Here is a 19,815-nt window from a genome sequence, read left to right as displayed (position 1 = left end):
GCAGGGGTGTGTTCTAAGCTTGATGAGAAACACACCCCTGCACCCCCTCTCAAGAGGGGAATCGCGCTTGGCCACCACTTTTTATTTTAACATTATCAAATTCTAACTTCTATCTTATTTCCCTGCAAAGTTCGTTTCAAATCAGGTATCAATATCTCACCATAATGAAACACCGAAGCAGCCAGTGCAGCATCGACATTGGTTTTTTCAAATACATCAACAAAATGCTCAACCTTACCGGCACCGCCTGAAGCTATAACTGGGATATGCACAGCATCATTAACAGTTTTCAGCAATCCATTATCAAAACCGCCTTTGGTACCATCATGGTCCATTGAAGTTAACAGGATTTCACCGGCACCACGACTTTCAGCTTCCAGGATCCACTCTAACGTTTGGCGTTCTGTTGGCAGTCTGCCGCCATTCAGGTGTACAACATTTTTATCTCCAATACTGCGGGTATCAACAGCAATCACCACAAACTGAACACCAAAAGCAGCAGCCAGTTCATCTATCAGTTTTGGGTTACGCACTGCGGCAGAGTTGATAGAGATTTTATCAGCTCCGGCGTTTAAAAGTGCATCAGCATCAGCAATTTCATTGATCCCGCCGCCAATAGTGAAGGGGATGTTGATTTGCCGGGCAACTGATTTTACCAGCTCAACCATAGTTTTGCGGCGCTCAACGGTAGCGGTGATGTCCAGAAATACCAATTCGTCGGCCCCCTGGTTGGAGTAGTTCCAGGCCAGCTCTACCGGGTCGCCGGCATCGCGCAAGTCAACAAAGTTTACGCCTTTAACAGTTCTACCGTCTTTAACGTCGAGGCAGGGGATGATTCTTTTAGCGAGCATGCTTTTTAAAATATGTCATTGCGAGGAACGAAGCAATCGCGAACTATGCAAGTTCGCCCTGTATAGCATGCGATTGCCACGCTATCGCTCGCAATGACATGAAGTGTATAATTTTTTTAAAAGGGGGCGATCATATCGAAATCAGCGCGTCCAGATTCCAGTTTTTTACATCTTCGATGGTGATATGTCCCTCGTATATCGCTTTGCCTACTACTACCGACTCAACTTTTAAGCGGTTTAGTTTTTCGATATCGCCCATTGAGCTTACACCGCCTGATGCTATCAGTTTAATGAATGGAGAATGGTCAAGCAGTTTTTCATACAGTTCAATACCTGCACCGCCTAATTTGCCGTCCTTGTTAATGTCGGTACAAAGGAAACGGAAGAAACCCAAGGCCAGACATTTATCAACATAATCCATCAGTTTGATGGGTGAACTTTCCATCCAGCCAGAGTATTTTATCACCTCATCCAGTACATCGATAGCTACAACAACCTGGTCGGAGCATTTATCTTTACCGCAAATCTCCTTGCTCAAATCCGGTAAAAAATCAGGGTTGGTAAGTGCTTGGGTACCAACAATAACACGGTGAACGCCGGCATCTATAAGCTCTTTTACCTTATCGATGCTGCGGATACCGCCACCGTACTGCACTTTCATGTCGGTTTTGCGGATTACATCAAACAGGTATTGCTGATTGCTGAAATCATTTTTTGCACCGTTAAGGTCGATGATGTGGATGAAGTTGGTGCCGTTGCTTTGGTAGCGCTCTATCATTTCTTCAAGGGTAACATCGTATTCAGTTACCTGTCCGTAGTCGCCTTCACGAAGGCGGACTACCTTCTTGTTCAAAATGTCAATGGCAGGAATAATGTACATATCCTTTATATTTTTGAGAAATTAGTTAACAATGTTTCGCCAAACACACCCGACTTTTCGGGGTGAAATTGTACGCCGTAAAAATTATCAAGCCAAATTGATGCCGAAAATTGATTTCCGTAATCAGCAGCTAATAAAGTGTATGCTTTATCATACTCAATAAAGTATGAATGTACAAAGTAAAAATGTGAACCTGACGGTATATTTTCAAATAGCGGGTTTTCTTTTTCGGGGAAAACCCTGTTCCAACCCGTATGGGGTACCTTATGATCGGCGCTGTCTTTAAACCTCAAAGTTTTAACCGGTATGATATCCAATAGGTTAGAATCTCCCTCTTCAGAATGCGAAGTAAGCAGCTGCATGCCCACACAGATACCCAATGTAGGTTTTTTCAAAGCTTTGATAGCTGGCACAAGCCCGGTAGCTTTAAGCTTATTCATGGCCGCACCCGCATGGCCAACACCCGGAATGATGTAACGGTCATACTTATCAAAATCTTCTTCGCTGTTAATAAAGCCATAGGGAATACCTAAGCGCTCTAAGGCGGCAGTAAGGGAAAATATGTTTCCGGCTCCGTATAGTATAATACCTATCATTTTTTTAAGATTAAAGATATCAGTAGTCAAGAGCCAAGAGAAAACCTTGTTTCTTGATTTCTTGTCTCCTGCTTCTGCTTACAGCAGTCCCTTTGTGCTTGGTAAAACCATCTTATCTACATCACGTTTTACGGCCACTTTTATTGCCTTTGCAAAGGCTTTAAATATAGCTTCAATTTTGTGATGTTCGTTTTGTCCTTCCGCTTTTATATTCAGGTTACTTTTTGAGGCATCGCTGAATGATTTAAAGAAGTGGTAGAACATTTCGGTTGGTACATCGCCCACTTTTTCGCGTTTAAAATCGGCGTCCCAAACAAGCCAGTTACGGCCTCCGAAGTCAATAGCGGCCTGTGCCAGGCAATCATCCATTGGCAGGCAAAAGCCATAACGTTCAATGCCCATTTTGTTGCCTAATGCTGCGGCAAATACTTCGCCCAGGGCAATACCCGTATCTTCAATGGTATGGTGCTCATCTATATGCAGATCCCCTTTGGCGGTAATTTCCAGGTCGATACTGCCGTGACGGGCAATTTGATCAAGCATGTGGTCAAAAAAGTGCAGACCGGTTGAAATTTTGGCATCACCCTTACCATCAAGGTTTATTTTGATATGGATATCTGTTTCCTTGGTAGCACGGCGATGTTCAAATACCCGCTGACCAAGTTTCAGAAACTCGTAGATCTTTTGCCAGTCGGTAGTTTCAAGGGAGATGACATCATCAATATGGTCGTTTTCAGAAAACTCGCTGCCGCCAAGGTTGCTGTTATTGTTAAGCCAGATGGCTTTTGCGCCAAGATTTTTAGCCAACAAAACGTCGTTTTTACGGTCGCCAATGGTGAATGAGTTTTTCAGATCGTATTTATCTGCATCTAAGTACTGCGTTAACAGCGCAGTGCCCGGCTTGCGGGTAGGGGCGTTGTCGCGCGCAAAAGTACGGTCAATGATTTGATTAGCAAACTTCACGCCTTCGCCTTCAAATGTTTGCAGGATGAAGTTGTGCACGGGCCAAAAAGTATCTTCAGGATAAACTGAGGTTCCCAAACCATCCTGGTTTGTCACCATTACCAGTTCAAAATCAAGTTCTTTGGCTATTTTGGGCAGGTAGGTTAATGCGCCGGGATAAAACTCCAGCTTCGCGAATGAATCAATTTGCTCATCGGCAGGTTCTTTGATCAGGGTGCCGTCACGGTCAACGAATAATATTTTCTGTAGGCTCATCCTATATAATTAGTGGATTAGTGAGTTATTGAATTAATGATTTTGCCTTCCGCTTTTCTATTTGAAGTTTTGTAGCGTATCCAGTAAAACTGTATTCTCATCAGGAGTACCAATGGTTATGCGCAAACAACCTTCGCAAAGCTCAACTTTTGAGCGGTTACGCACAATGATGCCCTGTTTTACCAGGTAATCGTAAATGCCGTTTGCGTTGGTGGTTTTTACAAGGATGAAGTTGGCATCTGAAGGATAAATATCTACTACAAAATCAAAGTTTTTCAGTTGTAAAACCAACCTGTCGCGCTGTGCAAGCGTTTCTTTGATCCATTCATTAACCTGACCAACGTTTGCCAAAGCCGCCAAAGCAAGTTGTTGCGAGGATTCGTTTACGTTATAAGGCGGCTTTACCTTATTCATCACCTCGATAATCTCCTCGCTGGCAAAAGCCATGCCCACGCGTAAACCGGCCAGCCCCCATGCTTTGGAGAGAGTTTGCATTACAACAAGGTTAGCGCACTCGGTAAGTTCCTGGATAAATGATTTTTGACGGCTGAAATTGATATAAGCTTCATCAACCACTACAATGCCTTTAAAGTTGGCCAGCAAGGTTTGAATATCATCGCGGTTGATGGAATTACCTGTCGGGTTGTTTGGCGAGCAGATAAAGATGAGCTTGGTGTTTTTGTCGATAGCCTCGGCAATGCCTTCTAAATTAAGCTGGTAATCTTTGGTGAGGTTTACTTTACGGGCTTCGATATCGTTGATGTTAGCTGATACCTCGTACATGCCATAGGTAGGCGGCACCAGGATCACATTGTCAACACCTGGGTTACAAAAGCTACGGAACAGGATATCAATGGCTTCGTCGCTGCCGTTGCCTACAAAAATATTGCGGGGCGGTACGCCTTTAATTTCGGTGATGCGTTTTTTTAGATCGTACTGTAAAGGATCAGGGTAACGGTTAAACTGCTGATCTAAAGGAGAGCCAAAGGCATTTTCATTGGCATCGAGGAAAACGCTTGCTTCGCCCTGGTATTCGTCACGTGCCGATGAATAGGGTACAAGACGTTTTATATTTTCTCTAAGGATATTATTTATGTCGAACATTCTTTAATCTTTTTTTACACCCGTCATTGCGAGGCACGAAGCAATCGCGAACTATACAGAGCGACCCTGCTTATTGGGGATTGCTTCGTGCCTCGCAATGACGGTTTGGTTTATATTTTGCATTTTTTCGCGGCTCCAAATTCCCCCTTTAGGGGGTAGAGGGGCTCATCCTCACGCTCACCGCATTTCTGTGCGCATGCAAGCCTTCCAGCTCGGCCAAAACTTCAACAGTATGGCCAATGTTGTTAATTCCCTCGCGGGTAATATGCTGGAACGTGATCTTTTTCACAAACGAATCAACTGATACGCCGGAATAAGCCCTTGCATAGCTACTGGTTGGCAAAGTATGGTTGGTGCCTGATGCATAATCGCCTGCACTTTCAGGGGTTAGGTTTCCTAAAAATACCGAACCTGCATTGATGATACTGCCGGTGATCTGTTCCCAGCTATGAGTAGCCAGTATCAGGTGCTCCGGCGCGTATTGATTGCTGAAAGCCATAGCTTCGCTCAGGCTGCCGGCGATTACTACGTAAGAGTTATCGATGGCCAGTTTGGCTATTTCGGCACGCGGCAAAACGGGTAGTTGTTTTTCAACTTCGGCAATGGCTTTTTGAGCAATATCGGCAGAGGTACAAACCAATACCGCCTGGCTATCAATACCATGCTCGGCCTGGGCCAGCAGATCGGCGGCTATATAGGCCGGGATTGCGGTTTCATCTGCAATAACCAATACTTCTGAAGGCCCTGCGGGCATATCAATGGCCGTTGTGGTGGTTGACTGGATGATGGTTTTTGCTTTGGTTACAAACTGATTACCAGGCCCAAAGATCTTATCAACCTTCGGGATGCTGGCAGTTCCATAAGCCATCGCTGCTATAGCCTGTGAACCACCCGCAAGGTAGATTTTATCGATCCCCAGCATCAAGGCCACATAAGCTATAAAGGCATTTACCTTACCGTTTTTTTGCGGAGGCGAGCAAACCACTATTTCATGACAGCCTGCAATACGTGCCGGGATACCCAGCATCAAAAACGTACTTGGCAATACAGCCGAACCTCCGGGAATATACAATCCAACTTTTTCAATTGGCCGTAATTCGCGCCAGCAGGTTACGCCGGGCATGGTTTCAACCTTGTCCTCGGTTTTTAGCTGCGTTTGGTGAAATTTATAGATATTGCTGTAAGCCGTTTCCAATGCCGTCTTTTGATCTGCAGATATTGCTTTGGCAATTTCTTCCAGTTCGGCTTTATCAAGATAAAGTTTGTTCAGCTCTACCTTGTCGAACTTCAATGCATAATCAAATAAAGCGCTGTCACCATGCTGCAGCACGTTGGCAATCACATCCTCAACAATGGTTCTGATCTCATTAGCCGGGTCAACGTTGCGCTGAACCAGTTTCTGGATTTCAGTGGATGAAAGTTCTGAATAATTGTATGTCTTCATACCCCCAAACCCCCTAAAGGGGCGTTATGTCCTAAAGTAAACTATTCAATTTATTATATAACCGCACTCGCTCCCCCTTCAGGGGGCCGGGGGGTTACAAAATGATCTTCTCAATAGGCATTACTACAATGCCTTGTGCGCCGGCCTGTTTTAGCTGGCTTATGCGGTCCCAGAAATCGCGCTCGGGGATCACAGTGTGTACGGCAACCCAACCTTCTTCGGCCAATGGCACTACCGATGGGCTTTTTACGCCCGGTAGCAAAGCAATAACAGCCGGAAGGTTTTGTTTTTCAACGTTAAGTACTACATATTTAGTCTCTTTAGCGCGTAAAACAGACTGGATGCGTTGGATTAGCTCCAATACCAGGTCGCTTTCGGCAACGGCTTTGCTGCCAATCAGCACCGCTTCCGACGACATTACATCGGCAAAAGGTTTCAGTCCGTTGCTTTTTAGCGTACCTCCGGTTGATACCAAATCGCAAATGGCGTCGCTAAGACCTAAGCCCGGTGAAATTTCAACCGAACCGGAAATAGTGCGGATATCTGAAGTAATATTTTGTTGTTTTAAAAACTTGCCTAAAATGGCAGGGTAGGTGGTAGCAATTGCTTTGCCGTGTAAATCGGCCAGTGAGTTGATATCGCTGTTGTTTGGTACTGCAATTTTGAGTGAACATTTGCCAAAACCAAGGCGTTGCAGATAGCTAACTTCAACTTCGGTTTCCTGGATCACGTTTTCACCTACGATACCTAAATCGGCAATGCCATCCTGTACATACTCTGGAATATCATCATCACGAAGGAAAAGGATTTCTAAAGGGAAATTGGATACCGGAGAGATAAGCGAGCTTTTGTAGTTTTCAAAGTTTAAGCCGCAATTTTTTAATAATTCAACAGATTTTTCGTTGAGCCTACCCGATTTTTGGATAGCTATTTTAAGTGTTTTCAAAAGATTGAATTTAAGAGACTATGATAAAAAAGAATATAAACGGAGGTTGTTATTTCGCGTAGAAACATACATATTAGCTGATCACCACATGGTGGTGATGCAGATGAAGATGATGTAGTGCGATACCGTTCATTTTTTATATAGTAAAACTATAGATTAGCGGTGCAAATATAGACAGATGTTTTTTAAATCAAAATTTAATGTAAAAAAGTGCGTAGATACGTGAAATTTTCAGGAGGTTTCACGTATTATCAGGCACGCTTTTAGAATTTAATTTTGTTGATTGCTAAGTTTTGCCGTTGTTACTTTGCCGTTGTTGGTGTTGTCACCATTGGTGTTCGGAAGATTTTTTAATTCCCTCCTTGGGGAGGGGTGCGGCAGAGTAGTGTAGTGGCAGGGAGGGGTTTATGCTCTATTTTAAGCGAATAAACCTATCGGCGAAACCCCTCCCTTCACCCTCCCAGGGGAGGGAATCGCACAATCCCGAACTTTTTATTTTCTTCCGAACACTTATGGTGTTGTCACCAACAACTTTACGCCATGTATAATGACTTTGTTAATTCCTGACAATATCAACAATGGCAGGGGGATATTTTTGAATGGTTTATAATATGGGCGTTCCCGTTAGCTAACGGGGCCGGGCTTTCCGTTACAAGTCCTCGCGTTTCCTGTGCACAATCCTAACGCCCGCTCCGGGCTTTACACTACAATCCCTAACGCGGCCCTAACACAGGCCTAAAAAGTATGAATATATGCTAACTTGCTGCAATAAGAAGCTGCGTTTATTCAATTCGTGGTAATCCTAAAATCCTGTAAATCAAGGTTCAGATTCGTATTCATAAATCGCGCCTTCTTCGCCAAAATCCTTGATCTTTTTAAGGTTTTTGACTTTCTGAATATCCTTCAGATTGATCAGTTCAGGGTTTTCAAGTACATTAAACCAAATGAGGTAATAGTGTTTTACCTTATAAAACTTATCAATATCCTTGGTGAAAAAGCGGTGTGGCACCAGGTATGATGACATGCCCGAAAAGAAATAAACAGCCTCATGAGCATCGGTATAGATCTTGACGCCGGGTTTAAACAAACTGTGGTCCGTACCCTTTAAGTAGGCTGCAAATTCCGAATCTATCCAGCTTTCGTCGGTATAGCCGGGGTTACCGTACTCGTCGGCTACCTGGTCGTTATAGCGGGCTTTATCTATCAAAAATTCGCTGGTGATGAAGCCCAGCATCAATACTACCATTACAGCACCAACAATACGCCGGGTGGTGCTATTGTTTAACTTTTTAAGCAGCAGCAGGGCCCAACTGGTATATCCCCATAAGGCCGAAATGTATAATGGTGATAACAGGCGGTGATTGATACGCTCATACCTTGAAAAAGTAGATGAAAGCACAATAAAGGCTCCGTAAACCAATGCAAAGGTAATGGCCAGATTTTCAAAACTATCCAGCTTGCGGCGATAATAGTTAAATGCCAGGGCAGCAATAAAGCCCAGAAAAATAATGATAGCTAAAGGTGTAGCAGCCCAGTATTGATTTGGGGTGAGGCCCATCCAGTCGCACATTACGGTGCCGAAGTAGTACAGGTTTTTGCTGAACGGAGTAATGGATGGTTCCCGCGGACCGGTTGTTGTACCTGTTACAAAAGCATTGAAAACAAGGTTGCTCACCAGCAACGAGATGCAAATTAGCCCGTAAACGATGATATGGGTAATTTTCTTTTTAAGGGGTAATACCCTGTCCAATAGCAAAAGTAAACCGCCTGTACCCACGATAGTAACAGCCGCGTAACGTGTAATGCAGCTTACGGCAGCAATAATGGCCGCTACTATAAGTGCTTTAAGCGTATGCTTTAAAAGATATTCGCGGAAAGCAACCAAAAAAAACAGAATCTCAAGAATGAATAGCGTCTCGGACCATAAGTATGAATATACCTGTAACAACGGCGGGCTCAGGATAATTGCAGCCAGCATCAGCCATTTATAAATTCTTGAGGCAGGCACAAAGTGTTCCATGATCCACCCGCTGGTGAAGATGAGCGTGGCAAACATGATACCGTTCAATACCGCGCCAAACTTAACAGGATCTATTTGCGTGATGAACGAAATGATGCCAAGATAAATGGGATAAAATACCGGGAAATCAACAATGGGCACATGGTTAAAGGTTAGCAATGTGCCATGCCCCTTAAAACTCCTTGCCGCACTGGTGTACATAATGCTATCAGGCGAAATCCCTACACCGCTGTACCTGAAAAACAAGCTTAATATGAACCAGCCGATAAGGGCGGCAATAACAGCATCAAGGTTTTTTAAGTAGCGGCTTTTTTGCATAGGATAATATAAATATTGGTAAAAAGCAGGAGAGAAGAAAATGTTTTAAGGAAAGGGCTTTATTTTTATGTCATTGCGAGGAGGAACGACGAAGCAATCGCATGTTATACCGGGCAGCTATGCCTCCGTGCGGTTGCCACGCTTCGCTCGCAATGACATGTCTTTTTGCCTTACGCAATCTGATCAAGCACCGTGCTTATAGGCTGATCACTGTCGATCAGTATACCTTTTACACCAGCAGCAGTTCCGGCTTCAACGTCGCGTTCACGATCGCCTATGAAATAGGATTTTGATGGATCGATATTGTATTTAGCTATGCCTTGTAATAATAGTCCTGGTTTTGGTTTACGGCAATCGCAATCTCCGGTAAAGTTGGGATGGTGCGGGCAGTAAAAAAAGTCGGTAAGTTCAACGCCGTGTTCGTGATAAACCTGTTTAAGATGGTTGTGCATTTTTGCCAGTTCCTCTTCGGTATACCATCCTTTGGCTAAGCCGCCCTGGTTTGTAGCAATAAGCAGCATATAACCACGGTCTTGCAGGGTTTTAAGGGCATCAAAGTTATCAAGTACATGAAAATCCTCAAAACGACGAACGTAATCGCCCATTTCCTGGTTTAACACACCATCACGATCTAAAAAAACAGCTTTAACTTTATCAGGCATCGATTTTAAATTTTCGGCAAAGGTACGTTTTTTTAGTTCATGGTTGATGGTTTATAGTTGGTAGTTGATGGTTCATAGTTATTTGCGTTAGGCATAGTAGTGGATAACGACCTTTTGAGTAATGCCTGCAGGCGTATGGGTGTGAGCCCGGGCCTCAGGCAACGCCCATTGTTGATTTCGAATATCGGATTTTCGATTTCGGATTTTTTTCTGAACCGGAATTAAACGAATTATAGAAATTAATTGAATTTTAAAATTTTGTTCATTCATTAAATTCGTTTAATTCGAGTTCAGACAATCAGGTTCAGATAAATGAATCGAGCCAAGCAACTAACCTCAAATCACCAATCGCAAATCGCAAAAAATAAAAACAGTCAATTACGTAATATCGTTAACCATACTGCATCTAAATAAAAAATGGCCGGTTAAAGCTGGCTAACAAACTTAAACTAAAATGGATACATCACTTATTACTACCAGCACAGCCTTAGATGGCTACAGGGTTACCAGGCATTTAGGCGTTGTACGTGGCATTACGGTACGTAGCCGGAGTGCGTTGGGTAACATTGCAGGAGGTTTTCAATCGCTGTTTGGCGGCAGGCTATCAATTTATGTTGAACTGTGCGAAAATGCCCGTGAAGAGGCTTATCAATTGCTGATTCAGCATGCGCAGGCAATTGGTGCCAATGCCATCATAAACATGCGTTACGACGCAAACGAAGTAATGCAGGGCATTACCGAAGTACTTGCTTATGGTACGGCTGTTGTAGTTGAAAAGGTTTAATAAAAACAGAAAAACCGCCCCGATGTAGTTTTCGGAGCGGTTTTTCTGTTATGCCTTACATGGCTACACGATAGCTTACTTAAAATATGAAAGCGGGATTGTTTTCCACATGCCATGAGCAAGATGACCTATCAGCAGCTCATATATGAGGTAAACCGGCCAAAATATGTAATGGATAATTAGTAAAATTATGCTGTGATTATAGTACCAGCTTATCATTAAGGTATATAAACCCAATACAAGATATAGTATGCTGGTTTCGCGCTTTTCCATTTTTGCTTTTTAATTTTAGCTAATTTATAAATAGCGTTTAAATTAACGGCAATTTTTCATGCTGTAAATTACGGTATAATCGGCAGTGCTATTGGTTTGCTGTTTGCCGGTTTTTGTATCGTACTTATAGGGCTTTTGCGCAAGTTGGTTGCCCCTTAACTGAAAATCGACACTCAGCGTATCGGTACTGCCTTCCTGGCCGTAAGTCCATAGCGCTTTGATAACATTGCCGTTCAAATTACCCATCAATGTACCTTTGCGGGCATCTTTTTCTTTAGGCAGCCAATCCATATCGCCGGTAACCTTGTTGCCGTTGATGTGCAGGTTAACTTTTGTAGTATCCTGGTTGGCGCTCCCTTCGGTAGTATAAAAGCAATACTCCATATTTACAGCCGGAGCATCGGGAGCATTGGCCATGGCGGTGTCTTCCTTTTTAATTGCCGTATCGGCATCATTTGTTGAACGATTGCCCGAGCAAGAGGCAACCGTTATTGCGATAAGGGAAACAAAGCCTAATTGAAATTTCATAACTGTGGTTGATTTTTTGTTATGACAATTAAAATACTAAAAGGTTCAATCACTAAAAGCTATAGCTATTAAATAGTTACAATGTAACAATTAAATATTTGTTGAGCCTTGCTGTGTCGGCTTTTTTTCGGGCGGGGTTGATACAATTTCGCCAAATTCATTTACATAGGCCAGCATGCTTTCAAGGTCGCTGTTGCCTGCGTTTTGTTTGCGTTCCTGTTTACGTTGTTCTTTATCTTCCTTTTTTTTCTGGCGATTTTTTTCCAGTTGTTTTTTCATGAATGTTGCTTGCGATTTAGCCATAATTACGATTAATTAAGTTAAACAATAGCTATTCCGTACAGCATTAAAAAGGCCGGGCCAGGCGATAAATACCTGTTTCAGTGAGCGTAAAAATGATCTTTAAGTTAAGTTCCGGGCAGCAACGGTATCAGCAGGGAATAAAACAGATCAGCATCAAAATAGCTGGGCGCAGTAAGCTGGAATAGCTTTGAAATTTTGCCGTTTATACACAAAGATAACAAAAATAGCTGAATTTTCAACCGCTCCCTGTCGTTGGGTTGTCATGAATGATTTAAAAAATCCCCATAAAACAACCTCATCCATCTCTCTAAATGAGCAGCAGATGATTATATTTAGCCCGCAAACCAATCAACAACCCTCATGAAACGCAGAAACTTTGTTCAAAGCTCGGTGCTGGCCGGAGCTTCGTTATTTACAACAGGCATTTTAAAAGCCTCCACGCTTACAGGCTGTACCGAACCTGCTGGCGAAGCAAATGTGATTGCCGGCGATAAACCTTTTAACCTTAACTATGGTATTCATGACGGGATGTTTAAAAGCCATGCCGGCGAAGATTTCATTGACCAGATAAAATTTGCCTACGATAGGGGTTTCCGCGCAATTGAAGACAACGGCATGAGCGGCCGGCCGGTTGAGCAACAAAAAAAGATAGGTGACACACTGGCGAAGCTGGGCATGGCAATGGGCGTTTTTGTGCAACCCGGTTTAGGGAACGACAGTAATATGCTGGCAACCGGCAATACCGACCAGGTTGAAAAGTTTATTGCTTCATGTAAAGAGGCTGTTGAGGTAGCTAAACGAATTGGCAGTAAGCTGGTTACCGTTGTTCCCGGCGATTTTGCACGCAAACTGCCCATTGGTGTACAAACTGGTAATGTAATTGAAGCCATTAAAAAAGGTACTGCCATATTGGAGTCACATGGTATAATTATGGTTTTGGAGCCACTGAGTGATAACCCCGATTTGTTTTTACGCACGCCCGATCAGGCTTATGCCATTTGTAAGGCCGTTGGGAGCCCCTCATGCAAGATTCTGTATGATATGTATCACGTGCAGCGCAATCAGGGAAACATTATTCCAACGCTTGATTTGGTTTACGATGAGATAGGTTATTACCAGATAGGAGATAATCCGGGCCGTAAAGAACCCGGTACCGGCGAGGTAAATTATAAAAACATATTCAAGCACATTTATAATAAAGGTTATAAAGGCGTAATGGGTATGGAGCACGGAACAGCAGGGGCAGGAAAAGAAGGTGAGCTTGCGTTGATCAAAGCTTACCGTGAGGCAGATAGTTTTATTTAAAACGTTGATGAAGTTTAAACTTGTTCTTGCATTCTTTTTTGTTTCGAACACGCTTTTAGCGCAGGATACCCTTTTTGCGCGAAAGATGGTTGATACTTTAACATCCTCTTATTTTTGGGGCAGAGGTTATACTAAAGATGGCGCTCATAAAGCAGCTGAATTTTTATCGGCTCAACTAAAGCATTATGGTGTAAAGCCCATGAACGGCAAAAATTACCTGCAGGAGTTTAGCTACCCGGTTAATACTTTTCCCGGCAAAATGAAGGTGACCGTAAACGGTTTGCAGCTAAGGCCCGGCAAGGATTTTATTGTGTCGCCAGATAGCCGTGGGGTAACAGGTACGGGCCAATTAGTAAAAAAGGATAGTACGCACTTTATTGATCAGCAAAATCGTATTGTTTTGTCGCTGGAGGATAAGCTTACCTGGTCGGCAGAAGGACAGGTTTTAGATTATACCGTAATCCAGGTTGACAAAAAAGCGCTAAAAGAAACCCCGTTAACCCTTAGCGTATCAATTGAAAATAAGCTGATCCCCGATTTTAAAACTGGCAATGTTTGCGGTATAGTAAAAGGTACATCCAAGCCAGATTCCGTTATCGTAATAACAGCGCATTATGATCATTTGGGCGGCATGGGCGATAAAACTTATTTCCCGGGGGCTAATGACAATGCCAGCGGAATTTCCGAATTGATGGGGCTTGCCAGGTGCTACGCCAAACATCCGCTGCCTTACAGCGTGGCTTTCATTTGTTTTTCGGGTGAAGAGGCCGGTTTGCTGGGGTCAAAATATTTTACGCAAAACCCGCTTATCCCGCTTAAAAACATCCGCTTCCTCATCAATCTTGATCTTAACGGGACGGGTATTGATGGGATAACCATTGTAAACGCCTCCGTTTATCCGAAAGAGTTTGCCGCGATGCAGCAGATCAATAAAGAAAATAACTATTTCGTAAAAGTGGCTGCACGTGGTAAAGCAGCCAACAGCGATCATTATTTTTTTACTGAACAGGGCGTACCAGCATTTTTTATTTATACGTTGGGAGGCATAAAGGCTTATCATGATGTTTTTGACATCAGTGCAACGCTGCCGCTCAATAAATACGCCCAACTTTTTAACCTGATAGTTAAATTTAACGGTAGACTTGCCGGTGCCTGGTAGCCGTTTATAATATTGCTTATTTATGCTTCATCCTGTCTTTAATCCATTTCCTGTTTTAACTACCGAAAGGCTTGTATTAAGACGTTTTACTCATGATGACGCTGCTGACCTGTTTGAAATGCGATCAAACGAAATAGTGATGCAATACATCCATCGGCCAATTAATAAAACCATTGATGATGCCGTTGGGCTAATTAATGTTATAGAAGAGCTGCTTAGTAAAAATGATGGGATCACCTGGTGTATCTGTCTGAAAAACAGTAATAAATATATAGGTAGTATTGGTTTTTGGCGGATAGAGAAAGATAACCACCGTGCCGAAATAGGGTACCTTTTAAACCCTGCATACCAGGGACGGGGGATTATGCAGGAGGCTGTACTGACAGTTATCGACTATGGTTTTAAGGAACTTAAACTGCATTCGATAGAGGCCCGTGTAAGCCCCGATAATGTCGCTTCGGTTAATTTATTGCTTAAAAATAAATTTATTCGGGAGGCCTATTTTAAAGAGGATCATTTGTTTAACGGTCGTTTTGAAGATACCATGATTTACTCGTTATTAACACAAACTTAAATCTGTTAACAAATTATTTATCGCAGCTATTTTTAATTAAAAAAAAATGATGCATGTTTACGCATAGAAACCAATTATACCTGTGCTGAAAACAATTCAGTTTAAATGGGGTTAACATTAAAAAACAAAAGAAACTTATCATGGCAACAGAAAAAGGAAGCGGTATCACCGCTTATTCAGTGAAGACAAAAACTAAAAATGTACCGATGATCAATCCCGTTATCGACGTAAAATCGGGCAGATACATTGCCACAGGAACTGACAGTGAAGGTAACAAAATGGCTGCCATTATGGGTAAAGCTACTGCCGAAGAGCATATCAAAAATGGTAATGCTAAAAAAGGCTCTGGCTGGTAAATAATAGTTGAACATAAAATCGCCCTGTATTTGTTGAAAATACAGGGCGATTTTGTTTGATGGCTATTTTGAAGCTTTTTATTTATCCGAAGGATTTTTCTTTTTATTCTGCAGCATTTCAACCATTTTAGCTAAACGGTCCTGACGGGTTTTTTCCTGTTTGGCTGTAAGGATCCAAAGCACATACTCCTTTTTATGGCTGTAGGCCAGCGACTGGAAGTAATCAAGTACCCCCGGATATTGTTCCAACGTTTCCTTTATATAATCGGGCAGGGTAACTATTTTATTATCTACATCAATATAAGCGCTGTGTTCATTGTTGCGTACAGCCTCATTGCGTCCTTCAGAAACTTTTACGGCTTCAACCGGGCGAAAACGTAATGCCGTCCATACTTCATTAACAGCCGCCGATGCTACCGGGCGCAAGCCATATTGCGCCGGGGCATCCCAACTGCTCATCATTTCCAGATCGGTTTGAATACCTGAATTTTTTTTAGGGTAGATGATCCAGAAAACGATATCAGCCTTGAGGAGGGGAGTGATCACCTTAAGTTCTGATATCAGTGCGGCGCTATTAGTCACAAATAGTTGAATACCGTTAAATTCGCCCTCGGTGTTGAAAGCCAGGCTGGCATTATCAGGCAAGGGAGAAAGGCTATCCTGGTAACCGGCGGGTGCATTTAGCAGTAGCCAGCGCGAATTGGGCTTGATCATTAGTTTTTTAGCGAGAGCATTCATAGTAAGCACTTTGGTATTGGATAAGGCTAATGTAAGCATTAAATTAAAATTGAATGACAAGCCAAAACCCTGCTGCCTGGTATTTTTAATAGCTTTGCTTTAATGGAACATGTACTTGATAACCCCGCCTGGAACGCACTTAACACCGGTAATAAAATCTTTGCAGGAGGCAATGATATAGCTAAATATTTCCCGAAGGAGGTTTCTCCTTTTGTTGGTATTCCTGAAATCTCTGCCGAAAATTTTAACCTGCTTTACGATATCATTCCTTTTGAAAGTCATTTTATCTTTATAGCACCGCATGATATTGTGATCCCGGAGCAATGGGAAATAGTACATTACCTTAAATGCCTGCAGATGGTTTTTGAGGGAAAAGTGCCAGCCGATTTTACCGATGAAGAGTTGTTGCCGCTTACAGAACAGCACGTGCCCCAAATGCTGGAACTTACTCAATTAACCAATCCCGGGCCTTTCATAGAACGCACTATTGAGTTTGGACACTATCGAGGTATATTTGATGGCGATAAGCTGGTTGCTATGGCCGGCCAGCGGTTGAATCCTACTCCGTATGCCGAAATCAGCGCTGTTTGTACACATCCTGATTACCTTGGGCGCGGGTACGCCGGTAAATTATTGTTAAACCAGGCCAAACGCATTAAAGCAGCTGCTGGAATTCCATTTCTGCACGTGAAAAGTGAAAATGAAAGGGCTATCAGCGTATATAAAAAGCTTGGTTTTGTAACGAGGAAGGAAATGTCGTTTTATGTGTTGAGGAAGTAAATTAAAATAGATGTCATTGCGAGGAGGAACGACGAAGCAATCGCTTGCTATACATAGCGAATATGCCTCCGTGCGGTTGCCACGCTACGCTCGCAATGACATGGGGTATTTATATCGCCATCTTGGCAAAAAAGTCCCAAAGTACAATCCCGACCGATACTACAATATTAAACGAATGTTTGGTGCCAAACTGGGGAATTTCGATACATCCGTCAATAACATGCATTACTTCGTCGCTTACGCCATTTACTTCGTTACCAAAAATGAGGGCGTATTTGCCATCCTCAGCTGGTTTAAACTCGTGAAGCATGGTGCTATTTTCGGCCTGTTCAATAGCTATGATCTGGTAACCGTCTTTACGTAATTGTTCAACAGCTTGTAAGGGAGTTTCATAATAGCTCCAGTTAACAGATTGGGTAGCGCCGAGTGCCGTTTTTTCGATTTCGCGGTGGGGAGGTTGGGCGGTAATGCCACAGAGGCAGATCTGCTCAACTGCAAAACCATCTGATGTACGGAAAATGGAACCGATGTTGTGCATGCTCCGCACATTATCCAACACTACAGCTACCGGTAATTTATCCTGGGCTTTAAATTCATCAACCGTAGCCCGGTTCAGCTCATCCAATTTTAATTTGCGCATCCCTATAGTTTATTAGTTAAATGGTTCATTAGTTCATTGGTGCTTTACCGCAATGAGCTAATGAACCATTATAAGGGCGCAAAAATATTAAAAAAAGCCCTTAGTTAAGTACTGATGCCAGTACACCTACGCCGTCGCCAATAAGCGAACTGTAAACCGAAGGTGCGTAGCCAATTTTTTGTGTATAATATTCGGTTACTTCCTTACTGAATTTGTCGAAAGCATCACCTTTTACCAATGCTATGGCGCAGCCGCCAAAGCCCGCACCAGTCATACGTGCACCGGCAACATCAGGGTTGGTTTTGCTGTATTCGGCAACTGTATCCAGTTCAACGCCACTTACTTCATACAAATCGCGCAGGGAATCATGTGAGGCATACATCAATTTTCCAAATTCGGCCAGATTGTTGGCAGCCAAAGCTTTTGCGGCCAGTTTTACGCGGTCGTTTTCTTCAATTACGTGTTTGGCACGTTTTAGTACAATTGGGTCGGAGATCAGGTGTTTATACTGTTCTAAAGTTTCACTGTTGATATCGCAAAGATATTTAATATCAAGTTGCTGCTGCAGGGCCTGAAGGGCTGCCTGGCACTCCTGTACACGTTCGTTATATTTTGATTCGGCCAATTTACGTGGCTTGTTTGTATTGATAATGGCCAGTACATATTCGCCAAGGTTGCTATCAACCGCCTGGTAATCTAAAGTATCGCAATTCAGCATCAGAGCCTTGTTTTTTTCGCCGAAAGCAACGGCAAATTGGTCCATAATGCCGCAGTTAACACCAATAAAGTTGTTTTCTACATGTTTTGAAAGTTTAACCAGGTCGAGCTTGCTGTAGCCGCTATTAAACAGGTCATTAAGTGCATAAGAGGTAACCACTTCAATTGAAGCTGATGACGACAAGCCCGAGCCAATTGGGATATCGCCATAAAATAACATATCCAGCCCTTTAAGCTGGTGCCCATCTTGTACAAAACGGTCGATAACACCAATGGGGAAGTTGAACCAGTTTTCGCCGGTTTTTTCGTAATGAAGTTGCAGCGGAATATCTTTTTGCTCGTTGAAATTTAAGCTTCTGAAGCGGAAAATGCCATCCTCATTAGGCGAGGTTAATAAATAAGTACCAAAAGTAATGGCGCATGGCATAACCAGCCCACCGTTATAATCAATATGCTCGCCAATAAGGTTTACGCGGCCTGGCGAAAAGTATGCGTTGTCTGCTTCTTTGTTAAAGATCTTGTTAAATTCCTGGTGCAAATTATTCTTCATTATTCAGGTTGGTTTTTCGGAAAACAAATATTGTAAAAATTGTCAACTTTACAGTTATAAATTTATTTTAATTTTTAATTTATTTTTATGGGGTAGTTTTGCTGATATTCGGCCCCGATAAAACCCCTTTAACCAGTTAAATAAATACTTATGAAGCAATACCTTGTAACCGCATATGATTACACAGACGCCGAAGCATTTGACCGCCGCATGGCTGCGCGTCCGCATCATGTTGATGGTGCAAAAGCGCTTAAAGCCAGCGGTAATTTAGTTGTAGCCGGAGCTATGCTCAATGATGAAGGCAAAATGATAGGTTCAACAATGATTGTACAGTTTGAAACCTTTGAAGAATTAGAGGCCTGGAAAAATGCAGATCCTTATATTACACAACGTGTTTGGGAAAGTGTTGATGTGAAGCCATTTAAAGTGGCAGACTTGTAAGTTAGTGGCAGTTGGCAGTTTTTCAGTAGAAAATATTCAGTTCGCGGTTGACATGACAGTGTCAAGTGGCGGTTTCTGTGGGCAATATGCAGTTTTGTAAATTAGCTTGCGCATGTAATTGTAGCTTCTCTTATGTCGTTGCTGACTGCAAACTGAATACTGCCCACTGCAACTGCCACTACTCACTTAAAACTGCTCCGCCCATCGGCTCATTTTCCAATAGCCCTGGGTATCTTTGGTATAAAAGGCCGTATAACCTTTACCCTGCATAGTGAAGTCAAAATCAAACTCGGTTACCGAATCATCATCGGGCAAAAAGTTTGTAACAATACTATCGGCTACTGCGGCCAGGGTTATGCCAAACCCATCCATAGGTTTTGTGTCTCTTTCGATATCGGCAATGAACTCTGCGTAATTGTTAAATGTAAAATTGCCTGAGGCATCCTGTTGCCGCGCTGCCGCAAAAGCGGCCTCGGCCCATTCCTGTTTATAGGCCTCCATAGCATTAAGGAGGTCTTCGGCGGATATCTCTGGCAGACCGTCGGCACCGGTAGTGTTATAGCTATTTAGTATATCTTCTTTACTTCTCATTCGGGATTCATAGGCCATGCGACCTTTTTATATTTAT

At 42.8% G+C, this 19,815-nt stretch carries 24 protein-coding genes; 7 read left to right on the top strand and 17 right to left on the bottom strand.

Annotated features, from left to right (window positions below; genetic code table 11):
- Positions 1-95: 95 nt before the first annotated feature.
- The 10 genes from hisF to BMX50_RS34265 form a co-directional block, all read right to left on the bottom strand.
- Positions 96-851 carry an imidazole glycerol phosphate synthase subunit HisF gene (gene hisF / locus BMX50_RS11440; RefSeq protein ID WP_091210654.1) on the bottom strand — a complete coding sequence of 252 codons (756 nt, stop codon included), beginning with the start codon at positions 849-851 and terminating at the stop codon, positions 96-98.
- A gap of 130 nt (positions 852-981) precedes the next feature.
- Positions 982-1,731 (bottom strand): 1-(5-phosphoribosyl)-5-[(5-phosphoribosylamino)methylideneamino]imidazole-4-carboxamide isomerase, encoded by a 750-nt coding sequence (locus tag BMX50_RS11435; RefSeq protein ID WP_091210653.1) that lies wholly within the window; start codon positions 1,729-1,731, stop codon positions 982-984.
- A 5-nt stretch (positions 1,732-1,736) separates the two neighbouring features.
- Positions 1,737-2,327, bottom strand: a complete 591-nt coding sequence (gene hisH, locus BMX50_RS11430) for an imidazole glycerol phosphate synthase subunit HisH (RefSeq protein WP_091210652.1) — start codon at positions 2,325-2,327, stop codon at positions 1,737-1,739.
- Positions 2,328-2,405: 78 nt separating this feature from the next.
- Positions 2,406-3,545, bottom strand: coding sequence for a bifunctional histidinol-phosphatase/imidazoleglycerol-phosphate dehydratase HisB (gene hisB / locus BMX50_RS11425; RefSeq protein WP_091210651.1), 1,140 nt, complete (start codon positions 3,543-3,545; stop codon positions 2,406-2,408).
- A gap of 57 nt (positions 3,546-3,602) precedes the next feature.
- Positions 3,603-4,649: a histidinol-phosphate transaminase gene (gene hisC, locus BMX50_RS11420; RefSeq protein WP_091210650.1), complete on the bottom strand. Its 1,047-nt coding sequence runs from the start codon at positions 4,647-4,649 to the stop codon at positions 3,603-3,605.
- Between the two features lie 148 nt (positions 4,650-4,797).
- Positions 4,798-6,093: a histidinol dehydrogenase gene (gene hisD, locus BMX50_RS11415; RefSeq protein ID WP_091210649.1), complete on the bottom strand. Its 1,296-nt coding sequence runs from the start codon at positions 6,091-6,093 to the stop codon at positions 4,798-4,800.
- A gap of 94 nt (positions 6,094-6,187) precedes the next feature.
- Positions 6,188-7,039 (bottom strand): ATP phosphoribosyltransferase, encoded by an 852-nt coding sequence (gene hisG / locus BMX50_RS11410; protein ID WP_091210648.1) that lies wholly within the window; start codon positions 7,037-7,039, stop codon positions 6,188-6,190.
- An 817-nt stretch (positions 7,040-7,856) separates the two neighbouring features.
- Positions 7,857-9,377, bottom strand: a complete 1,521-nt coding sequence (locus BMX50_RS11405) for a hypothetical protein (protein WP_091210647.1) — start codon at positions 9,375-9,377, stop codon at positions 7,857-7,859.
- A gap of 170 nt (positions 9,378-9,547) precedes the next feature.
- On the bottom strand, positions 9,548-10,039 hold the full coding sequence (locus BMX50_RS11400) for a D-glycero-alpha-D-manno-heptose-1,7-bisphosphate 7-phosphatase (RefSeq protein WP_091210646.1): 492 nt from the start codon (positions 10,037-10,039) through the stop codon (positions 9,548-9,550).
- Between the two features lie 87 nt (positions 10,040-10,126).
- On the bottom strand, positions 10,127-10,309 hold the full coding sequence (locus BMX50_RS34265; RefSeq protein ID WP_143065149.1) for a hypothetical protein: 183 nt from the start codon (positions 10,307-10,309) through the stop codon (positions 10,127-10,129).
- A gap of 184 nt (positions 10,310-10,493) precedes the next feature.
- Between BMX50_RS34265 and BMX50_RS11395 the strand changes: the two genes are divergently transcribed.
- The gene (locus BMX50_RS11395; protein ID WP_091210645.1) at positions 10,494-10,823 is read left to right on the top strand and encodes a YbjQ family protein; all 330 of its coding nucleotides are present in this window, start codon (positions 10,494-10,496) and stop codon (positions 10,821-10,823) included.
- Between the two features lie 75 nt (positions 10,824-10,898).
- Here BMX50_RS11395 and BMX50_RS11390 read toward each other — a convergent pair whose 3' ends face one another.
- From BMX50_RS11390 to BMX50_RS11380, 3 genes are all read right to left on the bottom strand, one after another.
- Positions 10,899-11,096, bottom strand: coding sequence for a hypothetical protein (locus BMX50_RS11390; RefSeq protein ID WP_091210644.1), 198 nt, complete (start codon positions 11,094-11,096; stop codon positions 10,899-10,901).
- Between the two features lie 42 nt (positions 11,097-11,138).
- On the bottom strand, positions 11,139-11,624 hold the full coding sequence (locus tag BMX50_RS11385) for a hypothetical protein (RefSeq protein WP_091210643.1): 486 nt from the start codon (positions 11,622-11,624) through the stop codon (positions 11,139-11,141).
- A gap of 90 nt (positions 11,625-11,714) precedes the next feature.
- A complete protein-coding gene (locus BMX50_RS11380) occupies positions 11,715-11,927 on the bottom strand; it encodes a hypothetical protein (protein ID WP_091210642.1) in 213 nt (70 codons plus the stop codon).
- Between the two features lie 360 nt (positions 11,928-12,287).
- On the opposite strand from BMX50_RS11380, the gene BMX50_RS11375 reads away from it, so the two are divergent.
- From BMX50_RS11375 to BMX50_RS11360, 4 genes are all read left to right on the top strand, one after another.
- Positions 12,288-13,232 carry a hydroxypyruvate isomerase family protein gene (locus BMX50_RS11375; RefSeq protein WP_091210641.1) on the top strand — a complete coding sequence of 315 codons (945 nt, stop codon included), beginning with the start codon at positions 12,288-12,290 and terminating at the stop codon, positions 13,230-13,232.
- Positions 13,233-13,239: 7 nt separating this feature from the next.
- Positions 13,240-14,391, top strand: a complete 1,152-nt coding sequence (locus BMX50_RS11370; RefSeq protein ID WP_091210640.1) for a M28 family metallopeptidase — start codon at positions 13,240-13,242, stop codon at positions 14,389-14,391.
- A 22-nt stretch (positions 14,392-14,413) separates the two neighbouring features.
- Complete coding sequence (locus BMX50_RS11365; RefSeq protein WP_091210639.1) at positions 14,414-14,965, top strand: GNAT family N-acetyltransferase; 552 nt, start codon at positions 14,414-14,416, stop codon at positions 14,963-14,965.
- A 140-nt stretch (positions 14,966-15,105) separates the two neighbouring features.
- Positions 15,106-15,321, top strand: coding sequence for a hypothetical protein (locus tag BMX50_RS11360; protein WP_090526601.1), 216 nt, complete (start codon positions 15,106-15,108; stop codon positions 15,319-15,321).
- Between the two features lie 78 nt (positions 15,322-15,399).
- Here BMX50_RS11360 and BMX50_RS11355 read toward each other — a convergent pair whose 3' ends face one another.
- On the bottom strand, positions 15,400-16,098 hold the full coding sequence (locus tag BMX50_RS11355; RefSeq protein ID WP_091210638.1) for a YdeI/OmpD-associated family protein: 699 nt from the start codon (positions 16,096-16,098) through the stop codon (positions 15,400-15,402).
- Positions 16,099-16,161: 63 nt separating this feature from the next.
- Between BMX50_RS11355 and BMX50_RS11350 the strand changes: the two genes are divergently transcribed.
- The gene (locus BMX50_RS11350; RefSeq protein WP_091210637.1) at positions 16,162-16,839 is read left to right on the top strand and encodes a GNAT family N-acetyltransferase; all 678 of its coding nucleotides are present in this window, start codon (positions 16,162-16,164) and stop codon (positions 16,837-16,839) included.
- Positions 16,840-16,948: 109 nt separating this feature from the next.
- Here BMX50_RS11350 and BMX50_RS11345 read toward each other — a convergent pair whose 3' ends face one another.
- Together BMX50_RS11345 and BMX50_RS11340 are read right to left on the bottom strand one after the other, a co-directional pair.
- On the bottom strand, positions 16,949-17,479 hold the full coding sequence (locus BMX50_RS11345; RefSeq protein ID WP_091210636.1) for an RNA methyltransferase: 531 nt from the start codon (positions 17,477-17,479) through the stop codon (positions 16,949-16,951).
- A 100-nt stretch (positions 17,480-17,579) separates the two neighbouring features.
- Positions 17,580-18,746, bottom strand: a complete 1,167-nt coding sequence (locus BMX50_RS11340; protein ID WP_091210635.1) for a galactokinase — start codon at positions 18,744-18,746, stop codon at positions 17,580-17,582.
- A 150-nt stretch (positions 18,747-18,896) separates the two neighbouring features.
- Here BMX50_RS11340 and BMX50_RS11335 point away from each other — a divergent pair, with 150 nt between their 5' ends.
- Positions 18,897-19,187, top strand: coding sequence for a YciI family protein (locus BMX50_RS11335; protein ID WP_091210634.1), 291 nt, complete (start codon positions 18,897-18,899; stop codon positions 19,185-19,187).
- 186 nt (positions 19,188-19,373) lie between these two features.
- Here the strand turns inward: BMX50_RS11335 and BMX50_RS11330 are convergent, their stop codons facing one another.
- Entirely contained in the window at positions 19,374-19,778 is a 405-nt protein-coding gene (locus BMX50_RS11330) for a hypothetical protein (RefSeq protein WP_143065148.1), read from the bottom strand.
- Positions 19,779-19,815: the final 37 nt, after the last annotated feature.

It is taken from the genome of Mucilaginibacter gossypiicola (assembly GCF_900110105.1).
Taxonomy (GTDB): domain Bacteria; phylum Bacteroidota; class Bacteroidia; order Sphingobacteriales; family Sphingobacteriaceae; genus Mucilaginibacter; species Mucilaginibacter gossypiicola.
Note: the sequence above shows the minus strand (reverse complement) of the source record. Positions and strands in the feature narration are given on the sequence as shown.